This window comes from Mycobacterium sp. 2YAF39, assembly GCF_052114565.1.
Classification (GTDB): domain Bacteria; phylum Actinomycetota; class Actinomycetes; order Mycobacteriales; family Mycobacteriaceae; genus Mycobacterium.
In genome coordinates this window covers 362,825-385,792 of record NZ_JBFREZ010000004.1, presented here as the reverse complement: position 1 = coordinate 385,792, position 22,968 = coordinate 362,825, and the positions used below count along the sequence as shown (strand labels likewise).

The 22,968-nt window shown below is 65.4% G+C and carries 22 protein-coding genes; 13 read left to right on the top strand and 9 right to left on the bottom strand.

What is annotated here, in order from left to right:
- Positions 1–29: 29 nt before the first annotated feature.
- The 5 genes from sigM to AB4Z42_RS14885 all read left to right on the top strand — a co-directional run bounded on the left by sigM (position 30) and on the right by AB4Z42_RS14885 (position 4,007).
- Complete coding sequence (gene sigM / locus AB4Z42_RS14905) at positions 30–602, top strand: RNA polymerase sigma factor SigM (RefSeq protein ID WP_442009953.1); 573 nt, start codon at positions 30–32, stop codon at positions 600–602.
- A gap of 49 nt (positions 603–651) precedes the next feature.
- On the top strand, positions 652–1,260 hold the full coding sequence (locus AB4Z42_RS14900; protein WP_442009952.1) for a hypothetical protein: 609 nt from the start codon (positions 652–654) through the stop codon (positions 1,258–1,260).
- Positions 1,261–1,349: 89 nt separating this feature from the next.
- A complete protein-coding gene (gene trxB, locus AB4Z42_RS14895; protein ID WP_442009951.1) occupies positions 1,350–2,324 on the top strand; it encodes a thioredoxin-disulfide reductase in 975 nt (324 codons plus the stop codon).
- A 9-nt stretch (positions 2,325–2,333) separates the two neighbouring features.
- On the top strand, positions 2,334–2,675 hold the full coding sequence (gene trxA / locus AB4Z42_RS14890; RefSeq protein ID WP_442009950.1) for a thioredoxin: 342 nt from the start codon (positions 2,334–2,336) through the stop codon (positions 2,673–2,675).
- Positions 2,676–2,810: 135 nt separating this feature from the next.
- Complete coding sequence (locus tag AB4Z42_RS14885) at positions 2,811–4,007, top strand: N-acetylmuramoyl-L-alanine amidase (protein ID WP_442009949.1); 1,197 nt, start codon at positions 2,811–2,813, stop codon at positions 4,005–4,007.
- Positions 4,008–4,017: 10 nt separating this feature from the next.
- On the opposite strand, the gene AB4Z42_RS14880 is transcribed toward AB4Z42_RS14885, so the two are convergent.
- From AB4Z42_RS14880 to rpmH, 9 genes are all read right to left on the bottom strand, one after another.
- Positions 4,018–4,767: an acetyltransferase gene (locus AB4Z42_RS14880; protein ID WP_442010054.1), complete on the bottom strand. Its 750-nt coding sequence runs from the start codon at positions 4,765–4,767 to the stop codon at positions 4,018–4,020.
- A gap of 218 nt (positions 4,768–4,985) precedes the next feature.
- Positions 4,986–5,954, bottom strand: coding sequence for a ParB/RepB/Spo0J family partition protein (locus AB4Z42_RS14875; RefSeq protein WP_442010053.1), 969 nt, complete (start codon positions 5,952–5,954; stop codon positions 4,986–4,988).
- Positions 5,955–6,195: 241 nt separating this feature from the next.
- Complete coding sequence (locus tag AB4Z42_RS14870; RefSeq protein ID WP_442010052.1) at positions 6,196–7,197, bottom strand: ParA family protein; 1,002 nt, start codon at positions 7,195–7,197, stop codon at positions 6,196–6,198.
- A gap of 8 nt (positions 7,198–7,205) precedes the next feature.
- Positions 7,206–7,895, bottom strand: coding sequence for a 16S rRNA (guanine(527)-N(7))-methyltransferase RsmG (gene rsmG, locus AB4Z42_RS14865; protein ID WP_442009948.1), 690 nt, complete (start codon positions 7,893–7,895; stop codon positions 7,206–7,208).
- A gap of 58 nt (positions 7,896–7,953) precedes the next feature.
- Positions 7,954–8,505 (bottom strand): Jag family protein, encoded by a 552-nt coding sequence (locus tag AB4Z42_RS14860; protein WP_442009947.1) that lies wholly within the window; start codon positions 8,503–8,505, stop codon positions 7,954–7,956.
- 97 nt (positions 8,506–8,602) lie between these two features.
- On the bottom strand, positions 8,603–9,667 hold the full coding sequence (yidC, locus tag AB4Z42_RS14855; protein WP_442010051.1) for a membrane protein insertase YidC: 1,065 nt from the start codon (positions 9,665–9,667) through the stop codon (positions 8,603–8,605).
- A 37-nt stretch (positions 9,668–9,704) separates the two neighbouring features.
- Entirely contained in the window at positions 9,705–10,058 is a 354-nt protein-coding gene (gene yidD / locus AB4Z42_RS14850) for a membrane protein insertion efficiency factor YidD (RefSeq protein WP_442009946.1), read from the bottom strand.
- A complete protein-coding gene (gene rnpA, locus AB4Z42_RS14845; RefSeq protein WP_442009945.1) occupies positions 10,055–10,411 on the bottom strand; it encodes a ribonuclease P protein component in 357 nt (118 codons plus the stop codon). The genes yidD and rnpA overlap by 4 nt, the downstream gene beginning before the upstream one ends.
- A 19-nt stretch (positions 10,412–10,430) precedes the next feature.
- Positions 10,431–10,574 carry a 50S ribosomal protein L34 gene (rpmH, locus tag AB4Z42_RS14840; protein ID WP_442009944.1) on the bottom strand — a complete coding sequence of 48 codons (144 nt, stop codon included), beginning with the start codon at positions 10,572–10,574 and terminating at the stop codon, positions 10,431–10,433.
- A gap of 566 nt (positions 10,575–11,140) precedes the next feature.
- Between rpmH and dnaA the strand changes: the two genes are divergently transcribed.
- The 8 genes from dnaA (at position 11,141) to AB4Z42_RS14800 (ending at position 22,953) form a co-directional block, all read left to right on the top strand.
- Entirely contained in the window at positions 11,141–12,640 is a 1,500-nt protein-coding gene (gene dnaA / locus AB4Z42_RS14835) for a chromosomal replication initiator protein DnaA (protein ID WP_442009943.1), read from the top strand.
- Positions 12,641–13,209: 569 nt separating this feature from the next.
- Positions 13,210–14,409: a DNA polymerase III subunit beta gene (gene dnaN, locus AB4Z42_RS14830; RefSeq protein WP_442009942.1), complete on the top strand. Its 1,200-nt coding sequence runs from the start codon at positions 13,210–13,212 to the stop codon at positions 14,407–14,409.
- A gap of 28 nt (positions 14,410–14,437) precedes the next feature.
- Positions 14,438–15,331 (top strand): phosphogluconate dehydrogenase (NAD(+)-dependent, decarboxylating), encoded by an 894-nt coding sequence (gnd, locus tag AB4Z42_RS14825; RefSeq protein WP_442009941.1) that lies wholly within the window; start codon positions 14,438–14,440, stop codon positions 15,329–15,331.
- Positions 15,332–16,522, top strand: a complete 1,191-nt coding sequence (recF, locus tag AB4Z42_RS14820; RefSeq protein WP_442009940.1) for a DNA replication/repair protein RecF — start codon at positions 15,332–15,334, stop codon at positions 16,520–16,522.
- Positions 16,515–17,063, top strand: coding sequence for a DUF721 family protein (locus AB4Z42_RS14815; RefSeq protein WP_442009939.1), 549 nt, complete (start codon positions 16,515–16,517; stop codon positions 17,061–17,063). The genes recF and AB4Z42_RS14815 overlap by 8 nt, the downstream gene beginning before the upstream one ends.
- A gap of 235 nt (positions 17,064–17,298) precedes the next feature.
- A complete protein-coding gene (gene gyrB, locus AB4Z42_RS14810; RefSeq protein WP_442009938.1) occupies positions 17,299–19,341 on the top strand; it encodes a DNA topoisomerase (ATP-hydrolyzing) subunit B in 2,043 nt (680 codons plus the stop codon).
- A gap of 34 nt (positions 19,342–19,375) precedes the next feature.
- Entirely contained in the window at positions 19,376–21,883 is a 2,508-nt protein-coding gene (gyrA, locus tag AB4Z42_RS14805; RefSeq protein ID WP_442009937.1) for a DNA gyrase subunit A, read from the top strand.
- A gap of 38 nt (positions 21,884–21,921) precedes the next feature.
- A complete protein-coding gene (locus AB4Z42_RS14800; protein ID WP_442009936.1) occupies positions 21,922–22,953 on the top strand; it encodes a DUF3566 domain-containing protein in 1,032 nt (343 codons plus the stop codon).
- Positions 22,954–22,968: the final 15 nt, after the last annotated feature.

Sequence of the window (22,968 nt, the reverse complement as noted above, 5' to 3'; positions counted from 1 at the left end):
GCACCCTCGGCGCCGTTTAGTGTTCGGCTGTGGGGACTTCTGATCGCACCGATGCGGAGTTGCTCGCCGCTCACGTCGCGGGCGAGCGATACGCGTTCGAGGAACTGTTCCGCCGTCACCACCGCCAGCTCTACCGGCTCGCCACGCTCACCAGCCGCAACCCCGACGACGCCGCCGACGCATTGCAGGACGCGATGTTGTCGGCGCACCGCACCGCCGCCGCCTTCCGTCGCGATGCCGCTGTCAGCAGCTGGCTGTATCGCATCGTCGTCAACGCGTGTCTGGATAAGCTGCGGCGCAACAAATCCCGGCCTACCGTCGCACTACTGGAGGACACCTGTCACGCCGGCGATCCGATGCCGCGGGTGGACACCGCGATCGTGGTCGAGCGCGCGCTGATGCGCCTACCCGTCGAGCAGCGCGCAGCAGTGGTCGCGGTCGACATGCAGGGCTACTCGGTGGTCGAGACGGCCCGCATGCTCGGTGTCGCCGAGGGCACCGTGAAGAGCCGCTGTTCGCGGGCGCGGCGCAAGCTCGCCGAGACGCTGGAGTACTTCGCGATGGCCGACGGTGGAACCGCGGCGGCCTGTCCTGAAGTCTGAACCACCGTGATGGAGACTGGCTGACGTCAGGCAACCCGCGGGAGCAGCGATGGACAACAGCGACCAGGACGGCATCGATCCTGCCGTGGTCGAGCGTGTCCGGCGTGACCTCAGGGAGCTCGGATCGGACGCATCCTCCGCGGCCGACGTCCCACCGGACGTGACGGCGCGGGTCATTGGCGCACTGCGAGCCGAGCCCGCACATACCGTGCGGCGGCCGCTGCGGCGGCTGCACCGGTTCGCGCTGATCGTCGGTGTCGGAGCCGCGCTGGCAGGCGCCGTCGTCGGCGCATTGTTGCTCGGCCACGACCCCGCGCCCACATTTCCGGCCGGGCCGACGGCCGAGCAGATCACCGCGGCACGCCCGGCGACCACCATCCCGCTGCCCGCCCCGCAGATCATCAGCCTGCTGTCACAGCCACCCGACTACGGCCCGCTCACCGATCCCCAGCGCCGCGGCGCCTGCCTCGGCGGGCTGGGTTACGCCCAGGGAACCCCGGTCCTCGGCGCCCGTCCCCTGGAAATGCGCGGCGAGCCCGCAGTACTGATGCTGCTACCCGGACAAACCCCCGCAGCCGTGGTGGCCGTGGTGGTCGACCAGGATTGCAGTGGAGCTCACACGGGCCTGTTGGCCAAGGACGTAGTCACCCGCCCGTAATCTGTCCCCTGAGCCTGACGGGAACACCCCGGCTTAGGCTGGTGTTACACCCGTGCCGACGTAAATCGGCAGAAAGGCGAATAGCGCTCATGACCTCCAATCCCACGGTTCATGACCTGATCGTCATCGGATCCGGGCCCGCGGGCTACACCGCAGCCATCTACGCGGCCCGCGCTCAGCTGACCCCGCTGGTGTTCGAAGGCATCCAGTTCGGCGGCGCGCTGATGACCACCACCGAGGTGGAGAACTACCCGGGCTTCCGCGACGGCATCACCGGTCCCGAACTGATGGACCAGATGCGTGAGCAGGCGCTGCGCTTCGGCGCCGACCTGCGGATGGAGGATGTCGACGCCGTTTCGCTGGAGGGGCCCGTCAAGACCGTCACCGTCGGCGACGAGACCTACCACGCACGCGCGGTCATTCTCGCGATGGGCGCGGCGGCCCGCCACCTGGGTGTACCGGGCGAGGAAGCCCTGATCGGGATGGGTGTGAGCACCTGCGCCACCTGCGACGGCTTCTTCTTCCGCGACGAGGACATCGTCGTGGTCGGCGGCGGCGACTCCGCCATGGAAGAAGCAACGTTTTTGACCCGCTTCGCCCGCAGCGTGACCATCGTGCACAGACGCGAGGAGTTCCGCGCTTCCCGCATCATGCTCGAGCGTGCCCGTGACAACGAGAAGATCAAGTTCCTGCTCAACACCCAGGTGGTGTCGATCGAGGGAAACCCAAAGGTCAGCGGTGTGCGGCTGCGCAACTCGGTCACCGGAGAAGAGTCCACGCTCGATGTCACCGGCGTCTTCGTCGCCATCGGCCACGACCCCCGTTCGGATCTGGTCAAGGGCCAGGTCGAGCTGGACGCCGACGGCTACGTACAGGTGCAGCACGGCAGCACCGCTACCTCCGTGGAGGGCGTATTCGCCGCGGGCGATCTCGTCGACCACATCTATCGACAAGCCATCACCGCGGCGGGCACCGGCTGTTCCGCGTCGATCGACGCCGAACGCTGGCTGGCCGAAATCGGTTCTGCCCCAAGCGATGAAGAAACCGCTGTCCCCGTCAAATAGGAGTTGACCATGGCTGAAACCACAGCTGGAAAAGCGACCGTAATCGTCACAGACGACTCGTTCGCCAGCGACGTACTGTCGAGCAGCACGCCCGTGCTGGTGGACTTCTGGGCGACGTGGTGCGGCCCGTGCAAGATGGTCGCCCCCGTGCTCGAGGAAATCGCAGGTGAGAAGGCCGGGCAGTTGACCGTCGCCAAGATCGACGTCGACGCCAACCCCGCCACCGCACGTGACTTCCAGGTGGTGTCCATCCCGACGATGATCCTGTTCAAGGACGGTGCGCCGGTGAAGCGCATCGTCGGCGCGAAAGGCAAGGCCGCCTTGCTGCGCGAACTCGCTGACGTGGTGTAACGCTTCAATTCGGCGGGTAGGACACTCGCCTGGCGTTTTACCGAATCCCAGAAGCGTCTGAGACAATGCTGTCTAGCTCTGCTACGCCTTGTCGGCGCTCTGCGACCGCCGGCATCCGTGACCGAAAGGCCGCCTATGTCGAGTCTGCGTCGCGGTGACCGCGGAAGTGCGGTCACCGAGATCCGGGCCGCTTTGACGTCTTTGGGCATGGCCGACAATCCCGATGACGACCTCACCACGGGCAGGCATGTCGCGTTCGACGTCTTCGACGAAGAGCTCGACCACGCCGTGCGAGCATTCCAACAGCACCGCGGCTTGTTAGTCGACGGAATCGTTGGCGAGGCGACCTACCGCGCGCTGAAAGAGGCGTCGTACCGCCTCGGCGCGCGCACCCTCAATCATCAGTTCGGCGCACCGATGTTCGGCGACGACGTCGCCACGCTGCAGGCCCGGCTGCAGGACCTCGGCTTCTACACCGACATGGTCGACGGACACTTCGGTCTGCACACCCACAATTCACTGATGTCGTATCAGCGCGAATACGGGCTGTATCCCGACGGCATCTGCGGCCCAGAAACGTTGCGCTCCTTGTACTTTCTGGGTTCGCGCGTCACCGGCGGTTCGCCGCACGCGATCCGTGAGGAAGAACTGGTACGAAGCTCCGGTCCGCGGCTGTCCGGTAAGCGGATCATCATCGACCCCGGCCGCGGAGGCGATGACCACGGCCTGATCATGCAGAGTCCCGACGGTCCGATCAGTGAAGCCGACATCCTGTGGGATCTGGCCAGCCGGCTCGAGGGCCGGATGACCGCCATCGGTATGGAGACGTTCCTGTCACGGCCGGCCAACCGCGCACCGTTCGACGTCGCGCGCGCCGGCACCGCCAATACCGTTGGCGCCGATCTGATGATCAGCCTGCGCTGCGCCACCCAGCCGAGTCCGGCCGCCAACGGTGTCGCATCGTTTCACTTCGGCAACTCGCACGGTTCGGTGTCCACCATCGGACGCAACCTCGCCGACTTCATCCAGCGAGAAGTGGTGGCTCGCACCGGATTACGCGACTGCCGCACACACGGACGGACGTGGGATCTGTTGCGTCTGACGCGCATGCCCACGGTGCAGGTCGACGTCGGCTACGTGACCAATCCGCGGGATCGCGGGCTGCTGGTGTCCAGTCAGACCCGCGACTCGATTGCCGAGGGCATCCTCGCCGCGGTCAAGCGGCTGTACCTGCTCGGCAAGAACGACCGCCCTACGGGCACATTCACTTTCGCCGAACTTCTGGCGCACGAGCTTTCCGTCGAGCAGGCCGGGCGGGTCAGCCCGAGCTGAGTCCACGGCTCTAGCAGGGGCTCGCGCCGGCCCCGACCGGCTGCTGCAACTGCGCGGTTTCCAACAGGCGTTCCAGCGCCGCCTCGACGTCGGCCTTCCAGCCCAATCCCTGCTCCAACTCGAGCCGTAGCCGAGGAAAGTACGGGTGCTGCGACACCACGACGAACCCGGCGTCCTGTAGCAGGTCGACGCCCAGCACACACTGATCGATGGAACAGTCCCCCAGCACCTCGATGATCGGACGCAGCACCGGCGACACGGTCTGCGGATCGGCCAGGTCGGTCACGTCGGCGGTACGGCCGAACGCCTCGAGTGCCCGCACGCCGCGGCGCACGAGGTCACCGACGACGGCGGCGATCAGACTGCGCGACAGCGTGTCGACGCTCTCCGAGGACTCCACCCCCAGCGTGGTGAGCAATACGGCGTCGGCACTGACCGGACCGGACGGAAAGTACCGGGCTCGCGGCACGGCCCGCGGCGGGGCGTAGAACGCGTAGCCCAGGCATGGCTCGTCGCCGGCCGGCACCGCGTCGTCACCCATCGACTCGGGACACAGCACCGCCATCTGACCGCACGCACCCCACTCGAGCATGACCATCGACAGCCATGCTTCCTTCTCGAACTCCGGGTCCCACAGGTAGTTGCCGCCGGCTTGCGGCTGCAGGGTCGACGGATCCACTTCCCAGAACACGCACCGACGAGCGTGCTTGGGCAGCTGCTCGAATGCTTCGAGCCGCATGGGCGTAATTCGTGGCGGCACTAACTTCTCCGGGTTCCGTACGGTGCTGATGTGCACGGCTGCCACTCCAGGATAGAAGGGCGCGCCACCGCTCGCCCGAAATCGCCGCCGTCCGCTGTGCAGGACGGTGCTGCCGCCGAAAGCTGTTGGTACACACGGTTTTTCCGTGCAGGGCCGACCTCCACGGGCACCTTCCCAGGGGTTTGTGTCACAGTGACGTAATTACCGCGGGTGGGCGGTCAGCGTTTTGCGTCGCTCATGAGTTCGACGATGCGTTGCAAGTCCTCCACCGACCCGAACTCGACGACGATCTTGCCTTTGCGTTTGCCGAGGGCGACCGTGACGCGGGTATCGAAGGCCGTCGACAGCCGTTCAGCAACATCCTGCAGCCCCGGCATGTGGATCGGCTTGCGGCGCTGCGGTGCGGGCGCCGCGGCGTCGCTGTGGTTGGCCAACGTGACAGCCTCTTCGGTCGCGCGCACCGACAGACCCTCGGCGACGATGCGCGCCGCGAGTTCCTCCTGCCGTTCAGGTCCACCCTCGAGCGAAAGAAGCGCACGAGCATGCCCCGCGGACAGCACGCCGGCCGCCACCCTCCGCTGTACCGCGATCGGCAACCGAAGCAGCCGGATCATATTGGAGATGAGGGGACGCGACCGTCCGATGCGGGCGGCCAGTTCGTCGTGGGTGACGCCGAACTCGTCCAGCAGCTGTTGATAGGCGGCGGCCTCTTCCAACGGATTCAGCTGCGCGCGGTGAATATTCTCCAGTAGTGCGTCGCGCAGCATGTTCTCGTCGCCGGTCTCGCGAACGATCGCGGGGATGGTGGCCAGCCCCGCCTGCTGCGCGGCCCGCCATCGACGCTCCCCCATGACGAGCTGATACCTCGGCGCGCCCGCGCCGGGCACCGCGCGGACCACGATCGGCTGCATGAGCCCGAACTCGCGGATCGAGTGCACGAGTTCGGCCAGTGCCTCCTCGTCGAAGACCTGGCGCGGCTGCTTCGGGTTCGGGTCGATCGCAGACGGATCGATCTCGCGGTAGACGGCACCCGCGACGTTGACTGGGCTGGTTCCCCCGATCACCACATCGGCAGCGGCGGAGCCCATCTTGCCGAGCGACGATTGTTCGCCATCGGACGGACCGGTGGGGATGAGCGACGCCAGCCCGCGGCCGAGACCGCTGCGCTTGCCCTTGGGTTGAGTCATCTCGATCTCCTCATCCGGTTCATTCTCTTCGCGCAACTCATCGGGTTCATGTCCCCCTGCCTCCCCTGCGCTGCGCGCGTGGGCCCATCGGGCGGGAGGTGCCCCCACTTCGCGCAAGCGCTCATCGGGTTCATGCTCTTCGCGCAAGCGCTCATCGGGTTCATGCTCTTCGCGCAAGCGCTCATCGGGTTCATGCTCTTCGCGCAAGCGCTCATCGGGTTCATGCTCTTCGCGCAAGCGCTCATCGGCGTTCCGCGATTTCGCGGCTGGCGTCCAGATAGCTCATGGCGCCCCGCGAACCGGGGTCGTAATCGAGAATCGTCATCCCGTAACCGGGCGCCTCGGACACCTTCACGCTGCGCGGGATGACGGTTCGCAACACCTTGTTGCCGAAGTGGGCGCGGACATCGTCGGCGACCTGATCGGCCAACCGGGTCCGTCCGTCGTACATCGTCAGGATCACCGTGGAGACATTGAGGTCCGGATTCAGATGCGACTTGACCATCTCGATATTGCGCAGCAGCTGCCCCACACCCTCGAGGGCGTAGTACTCGCACTGGATCGGGATCAGCACCTCCGGCGCGGCCACGAGAGCGTTGATCGTCAGCAGCCCCAGCGACGGCGGGCAGTCGATGAAGACGTAGTCGAAGTCGTGGTTCTTGAGCCCGGCAAGCGCCGAACGCAACCGCCCCTCACGCGCCACCATGCTGACCAACTCGATCTCGGCGCCGGCGAGGTCGATGGTCGCCGGAACACAATAGAGTCGCTCGCTGTGCGGACTGCGCTGAAGCGCGGCCTCCAACGGGATCTCGCCGATCAGCACCTCGTAGGACGACGGCGTCCCCTCGCGGTGTTCGACGCCGAGTGCGGTGCTGGCGTTCCCCTGCGGATCGAGATCGATCACCAGAACCTGGAGTCCCTGCAGCGCCAGCGCGGCGGCGATGTTCACGGCGGTGGTCGTCTTCCCGACGCCGCCCTTCTGGTTGGCGATCGTGAAGACGCGCTGGCGCTCCGGGCGGGGCAGTCCGCTCTTGGCCGCCGCGTCCAGCAGCCGCACCGCCCGCTCCGCTTCGGCGGCGATCGGTGTGTCCGCGGTGGGTGAGTCGGGCCACGCATCGGGTGCCGCGTCGGCTGGGGCTGGCGTGGCGCCGTCCCACGTTTCACGTGAAACATCGGGCTGCTGTGTTTCAGGCTGCTGTGTTTCACGTGAAACATTCGGCCGCTGCGCGCTCCCGGCCTCCATGTCGCGGCTCATCCCCGCCTCCTGTCGGACGGGCGGCGGTCCGCCGGGCTCCCCAGGCGCGCCGCGACGACGGTCGCGGGTGGATCCAAGAAATCCGCGCAGCATTTGATCACCCTCACATCGGAGGCCCCGAGCGACGTCATCACACGCCGGTGCTCGCGGGCCTCATCTTCGGCACGCTCTCCCTTGATGGCGAGCATCTCGCCACCGGGGCGCAGCAGCGGCATGCTCCATTTCGCAATCTTGTCCAGTGACGCCACCGCCCTGGAAACCACCGCGTCCATCTCCCCCACCTGTTCCCGCACCGCCCGCTCCTCTGCTCTGCCGCGCACCACCGTCACGTCGATCTCGAGCTCGTCGATGACCTCGCGAAGGAAATCGCTGCGCCGCAGCAGGGGTTCGATCAACGTCACCCGGAGGTCCGGGCGAGCCACCGCCAACGGTATCCCGGGCAGCCCCGCACCACTACCGATGTCGGCGACCCGGGAACCTTCGGGGAGCAGTTCGGCGATCGCGGCACTATTTAATAGGTGCCGCTCCCACAGCCGCTCGACCTCTCGCGGGCCGATCAAGCCGCGCTCCACTCCGGTGCCGGCCAAGATCTCGGCGTAGCGCCTCGCCTTAGCCAGACCCGATCCGAACAAGGTATCCGCGGACTTCGGGGCCGCCGATACCTCGTCATGTTTCACGTGAAACATCCTCCGGATCTTCGCGGGCCGACGACAAGGAACTACACCGATGTAACTCTGATTCCGCTTAGTCGACGAGAACGACGACCCGGCGAGACGGCTCGACGCCTTCGCTCTCGCTGTGCACGCCATCCACCGCGGCGACCGCGTCGTGCACGATCTTGCGCTCGAACGGCGTCATCGGCGACAGCTCCTCACGCTCGCCCGACTCCAGCACCCGCCGCGCGACCTTGTCGCCCAACGCGGCCAGCTCCTCGCGGCGCCCCCGGCGCCAGCGCGCGATGTCCAACATCAACCGGCTCCGCTCACCCGTCTTCTGGTGCACCGCCAGCCGCGTCAACTCCTGCAGCGCGTCGAGCGCCTCGCCCTTCCTGCCGACCAACTTGTTCAGGTCGGTGCCGCCGTCGATGCTGACGATGGCGCGGTCGCCTTCGACATCCAGATCGATATCGCCGTCGAAGTCCAGCAGGTCCAACAGCTCCTCGAGGTAGTCGCCCGCGATCTCGCCCTCGGCGACCAACCGGTCTTCCAGATCCTCCGGGCCGGGTGCGGGTGTCGCCTCGCCCGTCTCGTCGTCGAGCAATTCCTCGCTGCGCTCTGTCGTATCAGCGTCAGTCATATCTGTGTCTCTCCCTCATCTCCGGTCTCGCACCGGTTGTCTTCGGGGTTGTCCCGCTCCCCGCGGGTGGCCCCACGCGCTCCCCTGATCTGGGTTGTCAGCGCTTACGTTTCTTGGGCCGAGCGCCCGGTCGTGGCGTCGCGCTCGGGCGTGCGTTTCGGCTGCCGTTTCCCGACACGGTCTTCCCCGGGCTGGCGCCTGCCGCCTTGCCGTCGACCGAACCGTTCTCCGTCGTCGTCTCGTCGATCTCCACAGCGTCGGTCGTCGTGATCTCGCTGGGCTCGGCCGTCGACTTGGTCTGCTTCTTGGGCTTGGCGCCCGGCGCTGGTGCGTTCAGCGAGCGGCGTTCCTTGGCCTCGAGCTTCTTGGCCTCTTCTTCTTTCTCGATCATTCCGAACACGTAGTGCTGCTGACCGAAGGTCCAGATGTTGTTGGCGAGCCAGTACATGATGATGGCCAGCGGCAGGAACGGTCCGCCGGCGACGACGCCGAGCGGGAACACGTACAGCGCGAGTTTGTTCATCATCGCGGTCTGCGGATTGGCCGCCGCCTCAGGACTTTGACGGGCAACCGACGCGCGGCTGTTGAAGTACGTCGCGCAGCCCGCCAGGATCATCATCGGCACGCCGACAGCGATGACCGCTATCCGGTTGAACTCCGTGAACGCTTCCAGGCCGTGCTGCTGGATCATCGTCGCGCCCAGCGGTGCGCCGAACAGGTTGGCGTCGAGGAAGTGACTGACGTCCGTCGCGCTGAAGAAGTAGTTGCCCAGCGAGCGATTCTCCTCCACCGACAGCCCCAGTCGGCCGATCCCGGTCTGGGTCCGGTTGAAGGACATGAGCACGTGATAGAGCCCGAGGAACACGGGCAGCTGGGCCAGCATCGGGAGGCATCCGAGGATCGGGTTGAACCCGTGTTCCTTCTGGAGTTTCTGCATCTCCAACGCCATCCGCTGGCGGTCCTTGCCGTACTTCTTCTGCAGCGCCTTGATCTGGGGCTGCAACTCCTGCATCTGACGCGTCGTGCGGATCTGCTTGACGAACGGCTTGTAGAGGATGGCGCGCAAGGTGAACACCAGGAACATCACCGACAGCGCCCACGCGAAGAAGTTCGACGGCCCGAGTACAAAGGAGAACGCTTTGTACCAGACCCACATGATCATTGACACCGGGTAGTAAATGATGTCCAGGCTGAACCAGTTAAACACGCGTCTCGCTCTCTGCTCGCGATGCGCGGGAAGCCCGCACACCGTCGGCTGCGTCCAGATCTAGCCGGTCGTCAGCTGCGTCCCCGCACTCTTCATGCGCACCGCCGCGACGCTCCGGTATCGGGTCCCATCCTCCCCTATGCCACGGCCCGCATTTCAACAGCCGCACAAGCGCCAGCCATCCACCCTTCACCGCGCCATATTCGGTGAGTGCGTCGACCGCGTACTGACTACAGGTCGGCATGAAGCGACAGGTTGCCGGCCGCAGCGGCGAAACCATGTGCCGGTAAAGCTGGATGACATAGATCAACGGCCGCGCCACGGACGCACCGATCGATCGCTTCACCGCTGAGCCCCGCTCTTGCGTTGCGCTCGCTGCAATGCGGTGCGGAGTTCTTGTTCGAGTCGCGCCGAGATCGCGTGCTTACTACCGGGGAGCGCCCGGATCACGACGCGGTCGGTCGGCTGGAGATCGCCGATGACCGTGCGGGCCACGTGACGCAGCCGTCGAGAGACGCGGTGGCGTTGGACTGCGTTGCCGACGGATTTCGAGACAACTAGACCGATGCGAGGACCGTCGTCGTCGCCCGGGTGACGCATTGTGTGCACGACGAGGTCGGGCTGCACTGTCCGCACCCCTTGGCTGACCGTGGCACCGAACTCGGACGACCGAGTCATCCGGTACCTCGCCGGAAGCACCGCTAAATCCTGCTCGGACTCACGCAGTGAGCTTGCGGCGACCCTTGGTCCGCCGGCCCGACACGATGGCCCGGCCTGCCCGGGTCCGCATCCGCAGCCGGAATCCGTGCACACGCGCGCGGCGCCGGTTGTTCGGCTGAAAAGTCCGCTTGCCCTTGGCCACGGCTGTTTCTCCTCGTTTCCGTCTGGCGTCCGCGTCCGCACCGGTGCACAGTCATGCAGGTGGGACGCGGTTGCCGTTGGTAAGTCGTCCGTCTCGCTTAGCCGGCGCGTGCTCCACAACGATGCTGGGTCGCAGCCGTGCCGCCACGTGCGGGCGACTGTTCGAGGGTACTGACGAGATTTCCCTAGGTCAAACCGCGCTCGGGCCCGCTTCGGCCGTGATGAAAACTTCACATTCGCCACAGCCGTCACGGTGTTCCGGCGCAGCGAAATGAACCCCCAAACAATGTTGCAGAACGGTTGGCACCCGACGAGAAAACTGTTAGCTTCTGCCAATGCCGTTTCGATAACGAAACGGCGACGGACAACGAAGCGGGGATGCCCACCAAGTCGCGAGCCCACAGACCGCACCATCTCCTGTGACGAGCCCCGGCCCGAGGCGTTCCAGCCCGTAGACAACAGAACGAGGACGGCTGTCCTGTCTCCACAACCTGTGGATAACTATGTGGACAGTTCGTCTTCGTTCCTTTGGCCTTCCCTGAAACGGCCGCGAGGGGGTACGCGTCATTGACTGCTGACCCCGATCCTCCATTCGTGGCCGTATGGAACACGGTCGTAGCCGAACTCAACGGCGACATCGAAGCGGTCGGAGTGGCGAACGGTGACGCCGGCCCGGTTCTTACGCCGCAGCAAAGGGCGTGGCTGAAGCTCGTCAAACCTCTCGTCATCACCGAGGGCTTTGCGCTTTTGTCGGTTCCGACGCCGTTCGTTCAGAACGAGATCGAGCGACACCTCCGTGAGCCGATCATCAGCGCACTGAGCCGTCAGCTCGGCCAGCGCGTGGAACTCGGTGTCCGCATCGCCGCCCCCGAAACCGACGACCCCGATGAGGGCATGAACGGATTGTCGGGTCCGGCCACAGACCCCGACGATGACGACATCGACGAGGATCAGGCGGCGCGGGCAAGCGCCGAGGAAAGCTGGCCCACGTACTTCTCCGCCCGTGCGCAGAACGCCATGGCCGACGACGCCACCTCGGTCAACCTGAACCGTCGCTACACCTTCGACACCTTCGTCATCGGCGCCTCCAACCGGTTCGCTCATGCCGCATCACTGGCGATTGCGGAAGCGCCCGCCCGGGCCTACAACCCACTTTTCATCTGGGGTGAGTCCGGCCTGGGCAAGACTCATCTGCTGCACGCGGCCGGAAATTACGCCCAGCGGCTCTTCCCCGGTATGCGCGTCAAGTACGTCTCGACCGAGGAATTCACCAACGACTTCATCAACTCACTGCGTGACGATCGCAAAGCCTCGTTCAAGCGCAGCTACCGCGACATCGATGTGCTGCTGGTCGATGACATTCAATTCATCGAGGGCAAGGAAGGTATCCAGGAGGAGTTCTTCCATACCTTCAACACCCTGCACAACGCGAACAAGCAGATCGTCATCTCCTCGGACCGGCCGCCCAAACAGTTGGCCACCCTCGAGGACCGGCTCCGCACCCGCTTCGAGTGGGGTCTGATCACCGACGTCCAGCCTCCCGAACTCGAGACCCGCATCGCGATTCTGCGCAAGAAGGCGCAGATGGATCGCCTCGATGTCCCCGGCGACGTTCTCGAGCTAATCGCCAGCAGCATCGAACGCAACATCCGCGAACTCGAAGGCGCCCTCATCCGCGTCACCGCGTTCGCATCGTTGAACAAGACCGCGATCGACAAGTCGCTCGCCGAGATCGTGCTGCGCGACCTGATCTCCGATGCGACCACCACGCAGATCAGTACCGCCGCGATCATGGCGGCCACTGCCGAGTACTTCGAGACCACTCTCGAGGAGTTGCGCGGGCCCGGGAAGACGCGGGCGCTGGCACAGTCCCGACAGATCGCGATGTATCTGTGTCGCGAGCTCACCGATCTGTCGTTGCCCAAGATCGGGCAGGCGTTCGGCCGCGACCACACGACTGTCATGTATGCCGAGAAGAAGATCCGCGGCGAGATGGCAGAACGCCGTGAGGTCTTCGATCACGTGAAGGAACTGACGACTCGAATCCGGCAGCGCTCCAGGCGCTGACGCCCCGCTTCGACTCGACAACGCACACCTTCGGATCGCACAAACCCGCATGCGCGCGTCCAAAAAACCCTTGTGTGCCGACAAATCTCGAAAAAACTTCCGTACCGCCGGCATCACTTGTCACATGCTCCGGTTGTGCACACCGGTGTGGACAACTTGGGATCAACCCCGGCATGACCCCGCACTTGTTTCACAACCGCGGCCGTGTCCACAGGCGCTGAACAACAACACCACACTGATCCACAGGAATCCCACAGTGGTCCACCACCGGCATGCAGCGCAGACACCGCTTCATCCCCAACGTGCACAGGCCCTATTACTGTTGCTTATAAATCTATCTAGAAAGTTCTTAGAAGAAGCCTGCTGGGGAACACATCAAAACCTGTCCGGAGAAGCGGTTCGACGAACCAGATGTCAGCGCGATCGATTAGCTTTCAAGTTGGAGCCGAAAGCTCTACGGTGTTCAGCGACAGCCGTTACGGTCGTCACGACGCATAGGTCTTCAGACGTGTTGAGACACCAGGAAACCGCTGCTTAGCGCTAATTGTCTTTTTGATCGAAGGGACTGTATGGACGTGACGACAACAACTGTTGGTGTCACCGATTTGAAGTTCCGTCTGGTGCGCGAAGACTTCGCCGACGCCGTGGCATGGGTGGCTCGTAATCTGCCCAACAGGCCGACCGTCCCGGTGCTGGCGGGTGTGCTTCTCACCGGCTCCGATGAGGGTTTGACGATCTCGGGATTCGACTACGAAGTCTCGGCCGAGGTGCAGGTCGCAGCGGAAATAGCTTCTCCTGGAAGCGTTTTGGTGTCCGGTCGACTCCTGTCGGACATCACCAGGGCGTTGCCGGCCAAACCCGTCGATGTCAGCGTCGAGGGCACCCGGGTGTCGTTGACCTGCGGTAGCGCCAGGTTCTCGCTGCCGACGATGGCTGTCGAGGATTACCCGACGCTGCCCGCGCTGCCCGACGAGACCGGTGTCGTTTCGGCGAATCTCTTCGCCGAGGCGATCGGCCAGGTGGCGGTTGCCGCCGGCCGCGACGACACGTTGCCGATGCTCACCGGCATCCGCGTCGAGATTTCCGGCGAGAACGTAATTTTGGCGGCGACCGATCGCTTCCGCCTCGCGGTTCGGGAGCTGACGTGGTCAACGGTGTCGGCGGACATGGAGGCCGCGGTGTTGGTCCCGGCCAAGACTCTGGCCGAAGCCGCCAAGGCCGGCTCCGACGGTTCCGATGTGCACTTGTCGTTGGGCGCCGGCTCCGACGTCGGCAAGGAAGGTTTGTTGGGTATTCGCAGCAACGGCAAGCGCAGCACCACGCGCCTGCTCGACGCCGAGTTCCCGAAATTCCGCCAGCTGCTACCGACCGAGCACACCGCCATCGCCACCATCGGTGTCGCCGAGCTCACCGAAGCCATCAAACGTGTCGCCCTCGTCGCCGATCGCGGTGCGCAGGTGCGCATGGAATTCGCCGACGATGTGCTGCGGTTGTCGGCGGGCGCGGATGACGTCGGCCGCGCCGAAGAGGATCTGCCGGTCGTGTTCGCAGGCGAACCGTTGACCATCGCGTTCAACCCGACCTATCTCACGGACGGGCTGGGTTCGTTGCACTCCGAGCGCGTGACATTCGGCTTCACGACACCCAGCCGTCCCGCAGTGTTGCGTCCGGCGGGTGAAGATGATGAGAGTGTCGGCGCGACGGGGCCCTTCCCCGCCGCGCAGACCGATTACGTCTATCTATTGATGCCGGTGCGGCTTCCGGGCTGACCGGCCTGACGCCACGACAGGGGCGCACATGCAATTAGGTCTGGTCGGCCTGGGCAAAATGGGTTTCAACATGCGTGAACGCCTGCGCGAGGGCGGGCACGAGGTCATCGGCTATGACCCCCGACCCGAGGTATCCGACGTACCGACGTTGGCGGCACTGGCGGAGGCTCTCGATGCGCCGCGGGTGGTGTGGGTGATGGTGCCGTCCGGATCGATCACCGACGAGACCATCAAGTCGCTGGCGGACGTGCTGAGCCCCGGCGATCTGGTGATCGACGGTGGTAACTCCCGCTACACAGAAGATGGTCCGCACGCGAAGCTGTTGGACGGCAAGGGAATCAAGTTCATCGACGCCGGCGTGTCCGGCGGTATCTGGGGACTCGCCGAGGGGTACGGCCTCATGGTGGGCGGCAGTAAAGAGGACGTCGCCCAGGTGATGCCGATCTTCGAGACGCTGCGGCCGCCGGGCGAACTTGCCGACGGATTCGTCCACGCCGGGCCCGTTGGCGCAGGTCACTACGCCAAGATGGTGCACAACGGCATCGAATACGGCCTGATGATGGCCTACGCCGAGGGATATGAGTTGCTGGCGGCCGAAGAGTTGATCGAGAACACCCAAGCCGTCATCCAGGCGTGGACCAACGGCACCGTGGTGAGGTCCTGGTTGCAACAGCTGCTGGCCAAGGCACTCAAGGAAGATCCGAAATTCGTCGACATCAGCGGCTACACCGAAGACTCGGGTGAGGGCCGGTGGACCGTGGAGGAAGCCATCAGCCACCGTGTCCCGATGCCGGTGATCGCGGCGTCCCTGTTCGCGCGGTTCGCGTCCCGGCAAGACGACTCCCCCACCATGAAGGCGGTGTCGGCTCTGCGGAACCAGTTCGGCGGGCACGCCGTGAAGAGGATCAGCGAGTCCGGATAGTTGTACATCAGGAGCCTCGCGCTGACGGACTACCGGTCGTGGGCCCGGGTCGAGATCGACCTGGAGCCGGGCCGCACGGTATTCGTCGGGCCGAACGGCTTCGGTAAGACCAATCTCATTGAGGCTCTTTGGTATTCGTCGACGCTGGGTTCGCACCGCGTCGGCACTGACGCGCCACTCATCCGGGCCGGTGCCCAGCGGGCGGTGGTCTCGACCATCGTCGTGAACGAGGGTCGCGAACTCGCCGTCGATCTGGAGATCAACGCCGGGCGGGCCAACAAAGCCCGGCTCAACCGCTCCCCCGTTCGCAGCGCACGCGAAATCCTCGGTGTTCTGCGGGCGGTGCTCTTCGCACCGGAGGATCTCGCGCTGGTGCGCGGGGACCCCAGCGAGCGCCGCCGATACCTCGATGAATTGGCCACCATCCGGCGCCCGCAGGTTGCCGCGATGCGGGCGGACTACGAGAAGGTGCTCAAACAACGGACGGCACTGTTGAAGAGCGCGGCGGGTGCGAGGTATCGCGGCGACCGCAGCGCACTGGAAACCCTCGATGTCTGGGACGGTCACCTCGCCGCGCACGGGGCGCAGCTCATCGCCGCGCGCGTCGACCTGGTCAACCAACTGGCACCCGAAGTGGAGAAGGCCTATCAACTGCTGGCGCCCGCGTCGCGGCCCGCGGCCATCCGCTACCGAAGCGGTGTGGAGGTCGTCGAACGCGAGGCCGACGCTGGAACCGGTAACGCCGAGTTGTTCGAGGCGGCTCTGCTCGATGCGCTGGCGCGCCGACGGGACGCCGAGCTGGAACGAGGCGTCTGCCTGGTGGGGCCCCATCGTGACGATCTGGAGTTACGCCTCGGCGATCAGGTCGCGAAAGGCTTTGCAAGCCATGGCGAATCGTGGTCGATGGCGTTGGCGCTGCGGCTGGCGGCCTACGAGTTGCTGCGCGCCGAGGGCGGTGATCCGGTGCTGTTGCTCGACGACGTCTTCGCCGAACTCGACAGTGCCCGTCGGCAGGCGCTGGCCAATGTCGCGGCATCGGCCGAGCAGGTGTTGATCACCGCGGCGGTGCACGAGGACATCCCGCAGGACTGGGATGCGCGCAAGATCGAGATCGTCATGAACGACGACGACACCGGCCGGATCTCAGAAGTACGGGCCACAACGACACGGGTGGAAGCCGAAGATGACTGATGACGCGGAACCGCCGGCACACCTTGCCCATCTAAAGGGCATGGATCTGGTGCGACGCACCCTGGAGGAGGCGCGCGGCGCGGCCCGCAGCCAGGGTAAGGATGTGGGCCGCGGCGGCCGGAGCTCGCAGCCACGCAAGGTCGCAGGCTCCAGCAGGAGGCGCTGGTCGGGTCCGGGCCCGGACTCCCGCGACCCGCAACTGCTGGCTTCGGTCACCCGCGATGTGGCCCGCAACCGGGGCTGGTCGGATCAGGTCGCCCAGGGCGCGGTGTTCGGTCGCTGGCAGGCGGTGGTCGGCGAACAGATCGCGGCGCATGCGGCGCCGATCTCGCTGCAGGAGGGTGTGCTGACGGTTTCGGCGGAGTCCACGGCGTGGGCCACCCAGTTGAGAATGGTGCAGGCGCAACTACTCGCGAAGATCGCTGCGGCGGTCGGCGACGGCGTCGTAAAGTCACTGAAGATCGTGGGGCCGACGGGGCCGTCTTGGCGCAAGGGCCGCTATCACATCGCCGGCCGGGGGCCGCGGGACACGTACGGCTGAAGCCGTGTTCTCGCCGTTGGCTCAGAGCCGCGAGAAAGCCACGGGGGCCTTCCTCAAGCGTCTTGACGCACCTCGGACCGAAAAATTCGCCGGACGGCGCGAATAGGTATGTAGAAACGCCGCCTCAGAATCGGTCCTGACGGTCGTTGACGGTAGAGTGGTTACATGACTTGCCGGCGGTGACAGATCACCGCCAGAGCCCACCCCCAAAAAGAGAGTAGGGAAGCTTCCGCCCGTGGCTGCTGCTAAGAAGACCGCGCCTGCCAAGAAGAAAGAATACGGTGCGAGTTCCATCACCGTGCTCGAAGGATTGGAGGCCGTCCGCAAACGTCCCGGCATGTATATCGGCTCGACGGGCGAGCGCGGCCTGCACCACTTGGTGTGGGAGGTGGTCGACAACGCGGTTGATGAGGCCATGGCCGGTTACGCGACCAAAGTCGACGTGCGGATCCTCGAAGACGGTGGGGTCGAGGTCAGAGACGACGGCCGCGGCATCCCCGTCGAAATGCATGCCAGCGGTGCACCGACGGTCGACGTCGTGATGACCCAGCTCCACGCCGGCGGCAAGTTCGGCGGCGAGGACAGCGGCTACACGGTCAGTGGTGGTCTGCACGGCGTGGGCGTCTCCGTGGTGAACGCGCTGTCGACCAGGCTCGAAGTGGACATCTCGGTCGGCGGACACGAGTGGTTCCAGTCATACGACAAGGCCGTCCCCGGAACTCTTAAGCAGGGGGATACGACGAGGAAGACCGGAACGACGGTGCGGTTCTGGGCGGACCCCGCCATCTTCGAGACCACAAACTATGACTTCGAGACCGTCGCGCGGCGCCTGCAGGAGATGGCCTTCCTCAACAAGGGGCTGACCATCACGCTCTCCGACGAACGGGTAGCCGCCGCGGCTGTCACCGAAGAGGTCGTCAGCGACACAGCCGATGCCCCGAAGTCGGCCGAGGAGAAGGCCGCCGAGGCGGCGGGTCCGCACAAGGTCAAGAACCGCACCTTCCACTACCCCGGAGGCTTGGTCGACTTCGTCAAGCACATCAACCGCACGAAATCGGCCATCCACCAGAGCATCATCGACTTCTCTGGCAAGGGCGAAGGCCACGAGGTCGAGATCGCGATGCAGTGGAACGCCGGCTATTCGGAGTCGGTGCACACCTTCGCCAACACCATCAACACGCACGAGGGCGGCACCCACGAGGAAGGCTTCCGCGCCGCGCTGACCACCGTGGTGAACAAGTATGCCAAGGACAAGAAGCTACTCAAGGAGAAGGACACCAACCTCACCGGCGACGACATCCGCGAGGGGTTGGCCGCGGTCCTGTCGGTGAAGGTTGCTGAGCCGCAGTTCGAGGGCCAAACCAAGACCAAGCTGGGCAACACCGAGGTCAAGTCATTCGTCCAGAAGATCTGCAACGAGCAGATGAGCCACTGGTTCGAGGCCAATCCCGCTGAAGCGAAAACCGTTATTAATAAGGCGATTTCGTCGGCGCAGGCGCGGATGGCCGCCCGCAAGGCCCGCGAACTGGTGCGCCGTAAGAGCGCCACCGACATCGGCGGGCTGCCCGGCAAGCTGGCCGACTGCCGGTCCACCGACCCCCGCAAGTCCGAACTGTACGTGGTGGAGGGCGACTCCGCAGGCGGCTCGGCCAAGAGCGGCCGCGACTCGATGTTCCAGGCGATTCTTCCGTTGCGCGGCAAGATCATCAACGTCGAGAAGGCCCGCATCGACCGGGTGCTGAAAAACACTGAAGTCCAGGCGATCATCACTGCGCTTGGCACCGGCATTCACGACGAGTTCGACCTCGCCAAGCTGCGGTATCACAAGATCGTGCTGATGGCCGACGCCGACGTCGACGGTCAGCACATCTCGACGCTGCTGCTGACGCTGCTGTTCCGGTTCATGAAGCCGCTGGTCGAAAACGGCCACATCTTCCTGGCGCAGCCGCCGCTGTACAAGCTGAAATGGCAACGCACTGAACCGGAATTCGCCTATTCCGACCGTGAGCGCGACGGCCTTCTCGAAGCCGGCAAGAAGGCGGGCAAGAAGATCAACGTCGACGACGGCATCCAGCGCTACAAGGGTCTTGGTGAGATGGACGCCAAGGAGTTGTGGGAGACCACAATGGATCCGTCGGTGCGGGTGCTGCGCCAGGTCACCCTGGATGACGCGGCGGCCGCCGATGAGCTGTTCTCGATTCTGATGGGCGAGGACGTCGAGGCGCGCCGAAGTTTCATCACGCGCAACGCGAAAGACGTTCGTTTCCTGGATGTTTGATCCGCAACGATTCAATACATAGGGCTGAAACCACATGACTGATACCACGTTGCCGCCGGGCGACGCAGCAGGCGATCGCATCGAGCCGGTCGACATCCAGCACGAGATGCAGCGCAGCTACATCGATTACGCGATGAGCGTGATCGTCGGCCGCGCACTGCCCGAGGTTCGCGACGGCCTCAAGCCTGTGCACCGCCGCGTGCTGTACGCCATGTTCGACTCCGGCTTCCGGCCGGACCGTGGACATACGAAGTCGGCGCGCTCGGTCGCCGAAACGATGGGTAACTATCACCCGCACGGCGACTCGTCGATCTACGACACCCTGGTCCGTATGGCCCAGCCGTGGTCGCTGCGCTATCCGTTGGTCGACGGCCAGGGCAACTTCGGCTCGCCGGGTAACGATCCGCCGGCCGCCATGCGCTACACAGAGGCGCGACTCACTCCGCTGGCGATGGAGATGCTCCGCGAAATCGACGAGGAGACAGTCGATTTCGTCCCGAACTACGACGGGCGCGTACAGGAGCCGACGGTCCTGCCCAGCAGGTTCCCCAACCTGCTCGCCAACGGCTCGGGCGGCATCGCGGTCGGCATGGCCACCAACATGCCGCCGCACAATCTGCGCGAGCTCGGCGAGGCGGTGTTCTGGTGCCTGGAGAACTTCGAAGCCGATGAAGAAGCAACGCTCGAGGCGGTCTGCGAGCGCGTCAAGGGTCCGGACTTCCCCACCTACGGCCTCATCGTCGGATCGCAGGGCATCTCGGACATGTACCGGACCGGTCGGGGGTCGGTTCGCATGCGCGGTGTCTGCGAGATCGAAGAAGACAGTCGGGGACGCACCGGGATCGTCATCACCGAACTGCCGTATCAGGTCAACCACGACAACTTCATCACCTCGATCGCCGAGCAGGTTCGCGACGCCAAGTTGGGCGGCATCTCGAACATCGAGGACCAGTCCAGTGACCGCGTCGGGCTGCGCATCGTCGTCGAGCTCAAGCGCGACGCCGTGGCCAAGGTGGTGCTGAACAACCTCTACAAGCACACCCAACTGCAGACCAGCTTCGGCGCCAACATGCTGTCGATCGTCGACGGTGTGCCGCGCACACTGCGGCTGGACCAGTTGATCCGGCACTACGTCAACCATCAACTCGACGTCATCGTGCGGCGCACGACCTACCGGCTGCGCAAGGCCAACGAACGGGCCCACATCCTGCGCGGTCTGGTCAAGGCCCTCGACGCGCTCGACGAGGTCATCGCGCTCATCCGGGCGTCGGAGACCGTGGACGTCGCCCGGCAGGGCTTGATCGACCTGCTAGACATCGACGAGATCCAGGCCCAGGCCATCCTCGATATGCAGCTGCGCCGGCTGGCCGCTCTCGAGCGCCAGCGCATCGTCGACGATCTGGCCAAGATCGAGGCCGAGATCGCCGAGCTCGAGGACATCCTGGCCAAGCCGGAACGCCAGCGCGCGATCGTGCGCGACGAGCTCAAGGAGCTCGTCGACAAGTACGGCGACGACCGCCGCACCCGCATCATCGCCGCCGACGGTGACGTGTCCGATGAGGACCTGATCGCTCGCGAAGAGGTCGTCGTCACGATCACCGAGACCGGCTATGCCAAGCGGACCAAGTCCGACCTGTACCGCAGCCAGAAACGCGGCGGCAAGGGTGTGCAGGGCGCAGGCCTGAAGCAGGACGACATCGTCAACCACTTCTTCGTCTGCTCCACTCACGACTGGATCCTGTTCTTCACCACACAGGGCCGGGTCTATCGCGCCAAGGCGTACGACCTGCCGGAGGCGTCGCGCACGGCGCGCGGCCAGCACGTCGCCAATCTGCTGGCCTTCCAGCCGGAGGAGCGCATCGCGCAGGTCATCCAGATCAAGACCTACGAGGATGCGCCGTACCTGGTGCTGGCCACCCGCAACGGTCTTGTCAAGAAGTCCAAGCTGACCGACTTCGACTCGAACCGCACCGGCGGCATCGTCGCGGTCAACCTGCGCGACGGTGACGAGTTGGTGGGCGCGGTGCTCTGTTCCTCGGAGGAGGACCTGCTTCTGGTGTCCGCCAAGGGCCAGTCGATCCGCTTCTCAGCTACCGACGAGGCACTGCGTCCGATGGGCCGGGCGACGTCCGGTGTGCAGGGCATGCGGTTCAACACCGACGACCGACTGCTGTCGCTGAACGTGGTGCGTGAAGGTACGTACTTGCTGGTCGCAACCGCGGGCGGTTACGCCAAGCGCACCGCGATCGAGGAGTACCCCGTCCAGGGTCGCGGTGGCAAAGGGGTGCTGACGGTCCAGTTCGACAAGCGGCGTGGCAGTCTTGTCGGTGCGTTGATCGTCGATGACGACACAGAGTTGTACGCCATCACCTCGGGTGGAGGTGTCATCCGGACGGCGGCTCGCCAGGTACGTAAGGCCGGGCGTCAGACCAAGGGCGTTCGGTTGATGAACCTGGGGACGGGCACGACACTGATAGCCATCGCGCGCAACGCGGAAGAAGGCGACAGCACCGACGAGGTCAACACCGACGTAGGTGAGTAGCCCACAGTCGTGACCAGTAAGCCAGTAAGGAGCCGTAGGTGACTTCACCGAACGAGCCCGGGTATCCCCGCGCGGCCGACGGGGCCGGGAACGGCTCCGGTTCGGGCCCCGAGGGCGGCGCGGCGGGTGGCGGCGCGCCGCGCGGTCCGCAATCCGGCGCATCGAGTCCGGAGAGAATCGCGGACCCGACCGAGGTGCCGCCGTGGCAGCGGGGCCGGGCGGCCAAGCCTGCGAACCGCCCGCAGGACTCGTCCGCGCGTCCAGATGCAGCCCGGCGCGCCGGCAGCGGAGCACCGGGGCACTCCCCCGGCGTGGATGCCCGGCTCAACCGGTTCCTGTCCGGTGGCGCGGCAGGCGCCCCTGCGCAGGAGCAGGACAGTGCAGGATGGGCCGATCCGCCCGAGGCGGCACGGCCCGACGCGCCCGCCCGACCGGAAGCGCCAGCGCGACCCGAACCCACCCGGCCCGAGGCGCCCGCTCGCGCCGAGGCGCCCGCCCGAGCCGACGCGCCTGTCCGGCCCGACGCACCCTCACGGCCCGACGCACCAGCACGACCCGATCAGTACGCCAGCGAGATTCCCGACCTGTCCGGCGGTGCACCGCGCCCGGCGCCCCGCAAGTCGGCCCCGGATCGCCCCGGGAAGGAACCGGTGAGCCGGCCTGCCGGTGGGCCCGCAGGCCGGGTGCAGGTGGCCCGCCATCAGGGCCCCGTGCGCGCCAGCATGCAGATCCGCCGGGTGGACCCGTGGAGCGTCCTGAAGGTGTCGGCGGTGTTGTCCGTCGCCCAGTTCTTCGTCTGGATGATCGCGGTCGCGTTCCTGTACCTGGTGCTCGGCGGCATGGGTGTGTGGAGCAAGCTGAACAGCAACGTCGGCGACCTGCTGACCAGCGCAAGCGGTAGCTCCGGCGGTGAGCTGGTGTCGAGTGGAACGATATTCGGCGGCGCCGCGCTGATCGGTCTGGTCAACATCGTTCTGCTGACGGCGATGGCGACCATCGGCGCGTTCATCTACAACCTGACCACCGACATTGTCGGTGGCATCGAAGTGACGCTGGCCGATCGCGACTGAGCGTCCGCTACTCTG

Coding starts and splice junctions, on each gene's coding strand:
- rsmG (WP_442009948.1), bottom strand. CDS start 7,895: ATGTTTCACGTGAAACATGACGAGGTATCGGCGGCCCCGAAGTCCGCG.
- gyrA (WP_442009937.1), top strand. CDS start 19,376: ATGACTGATACCACGTTGCCGCCGGGCGACGCAGCAGGCGATCGCATC.
- AB4Z42_RS14885 (WP_442009949.1), top strand. CDS start 2,811: ATGTCGAGTCTGCGTCGCGGTGACCGCGGAAGTGCGGTCACCGAGATC.
- trxB (WP_442009951.1), top strand. CDS start 1,350: ATGACCTCCAATCCCACGGTTCATGACCTGATCGTCATCGGATCCGGG.
- AB4Z42_RS14900 (WP_442009952.1), top strand. CDS start 652: ATGGACAACAGCGACCAGGACGGCATCGATCCTGCCGTGGTCGAGCGT.
- trxA (WP_442009950.1), top strand. CDS start 2,334: ATGGCTGAAACCACAGCTGGAAAAGCGACCGTAATCGTCACAGACGAC.
- AB4Z42_RS14870 (WP_442010052.1), bottom strand. CDS start 7,197: ATGGAGGCCGGGAGCGCGCAGCGGCCGAATGTTTCACGTGAAACACAG.
- AB4Z42_RS14875 (WP_442010053.1), bottom strand. CDS start 5,954: ATGACTCAACCCAAGGGCAAGCGCAGCGGTCTCGGCCGCGGGCTGGCG.
- yidC (WP_442010051.1), bottom strand. CDS start 9,667: ATGATCATGTGGGTCTGGTACAAAGCGTTCTCCTTTGTACTCGGGCCG.
- AB4Z42_RS14860 (WP_442009947.1), bottom strand. CDS start 8,505: ATGACTGACGCTGATACGACAGAGCGCAGCGAGGAATTGCTCGACGAC.
- gnd (WP_442009941.1), top strand. CDS start 14,438: ATGCAATTAGGTCTGGTCGGCCTGGGCAAAATGGGTTTCAACATGCGT.
- dnaN (WP_442009942.1), top strand. CDS start 13,210: ATGGACGTGACGACAACAACTGTTGGTGTCACCGATTTGAAGTTCCGT.
- AB4Z42_RS14815 (WP_442009939.1), top strand. CDS start 16,515: ATGACTGATGACGCGGAACCGCCGGCACACCTTGCCCATCTAAAGGGC.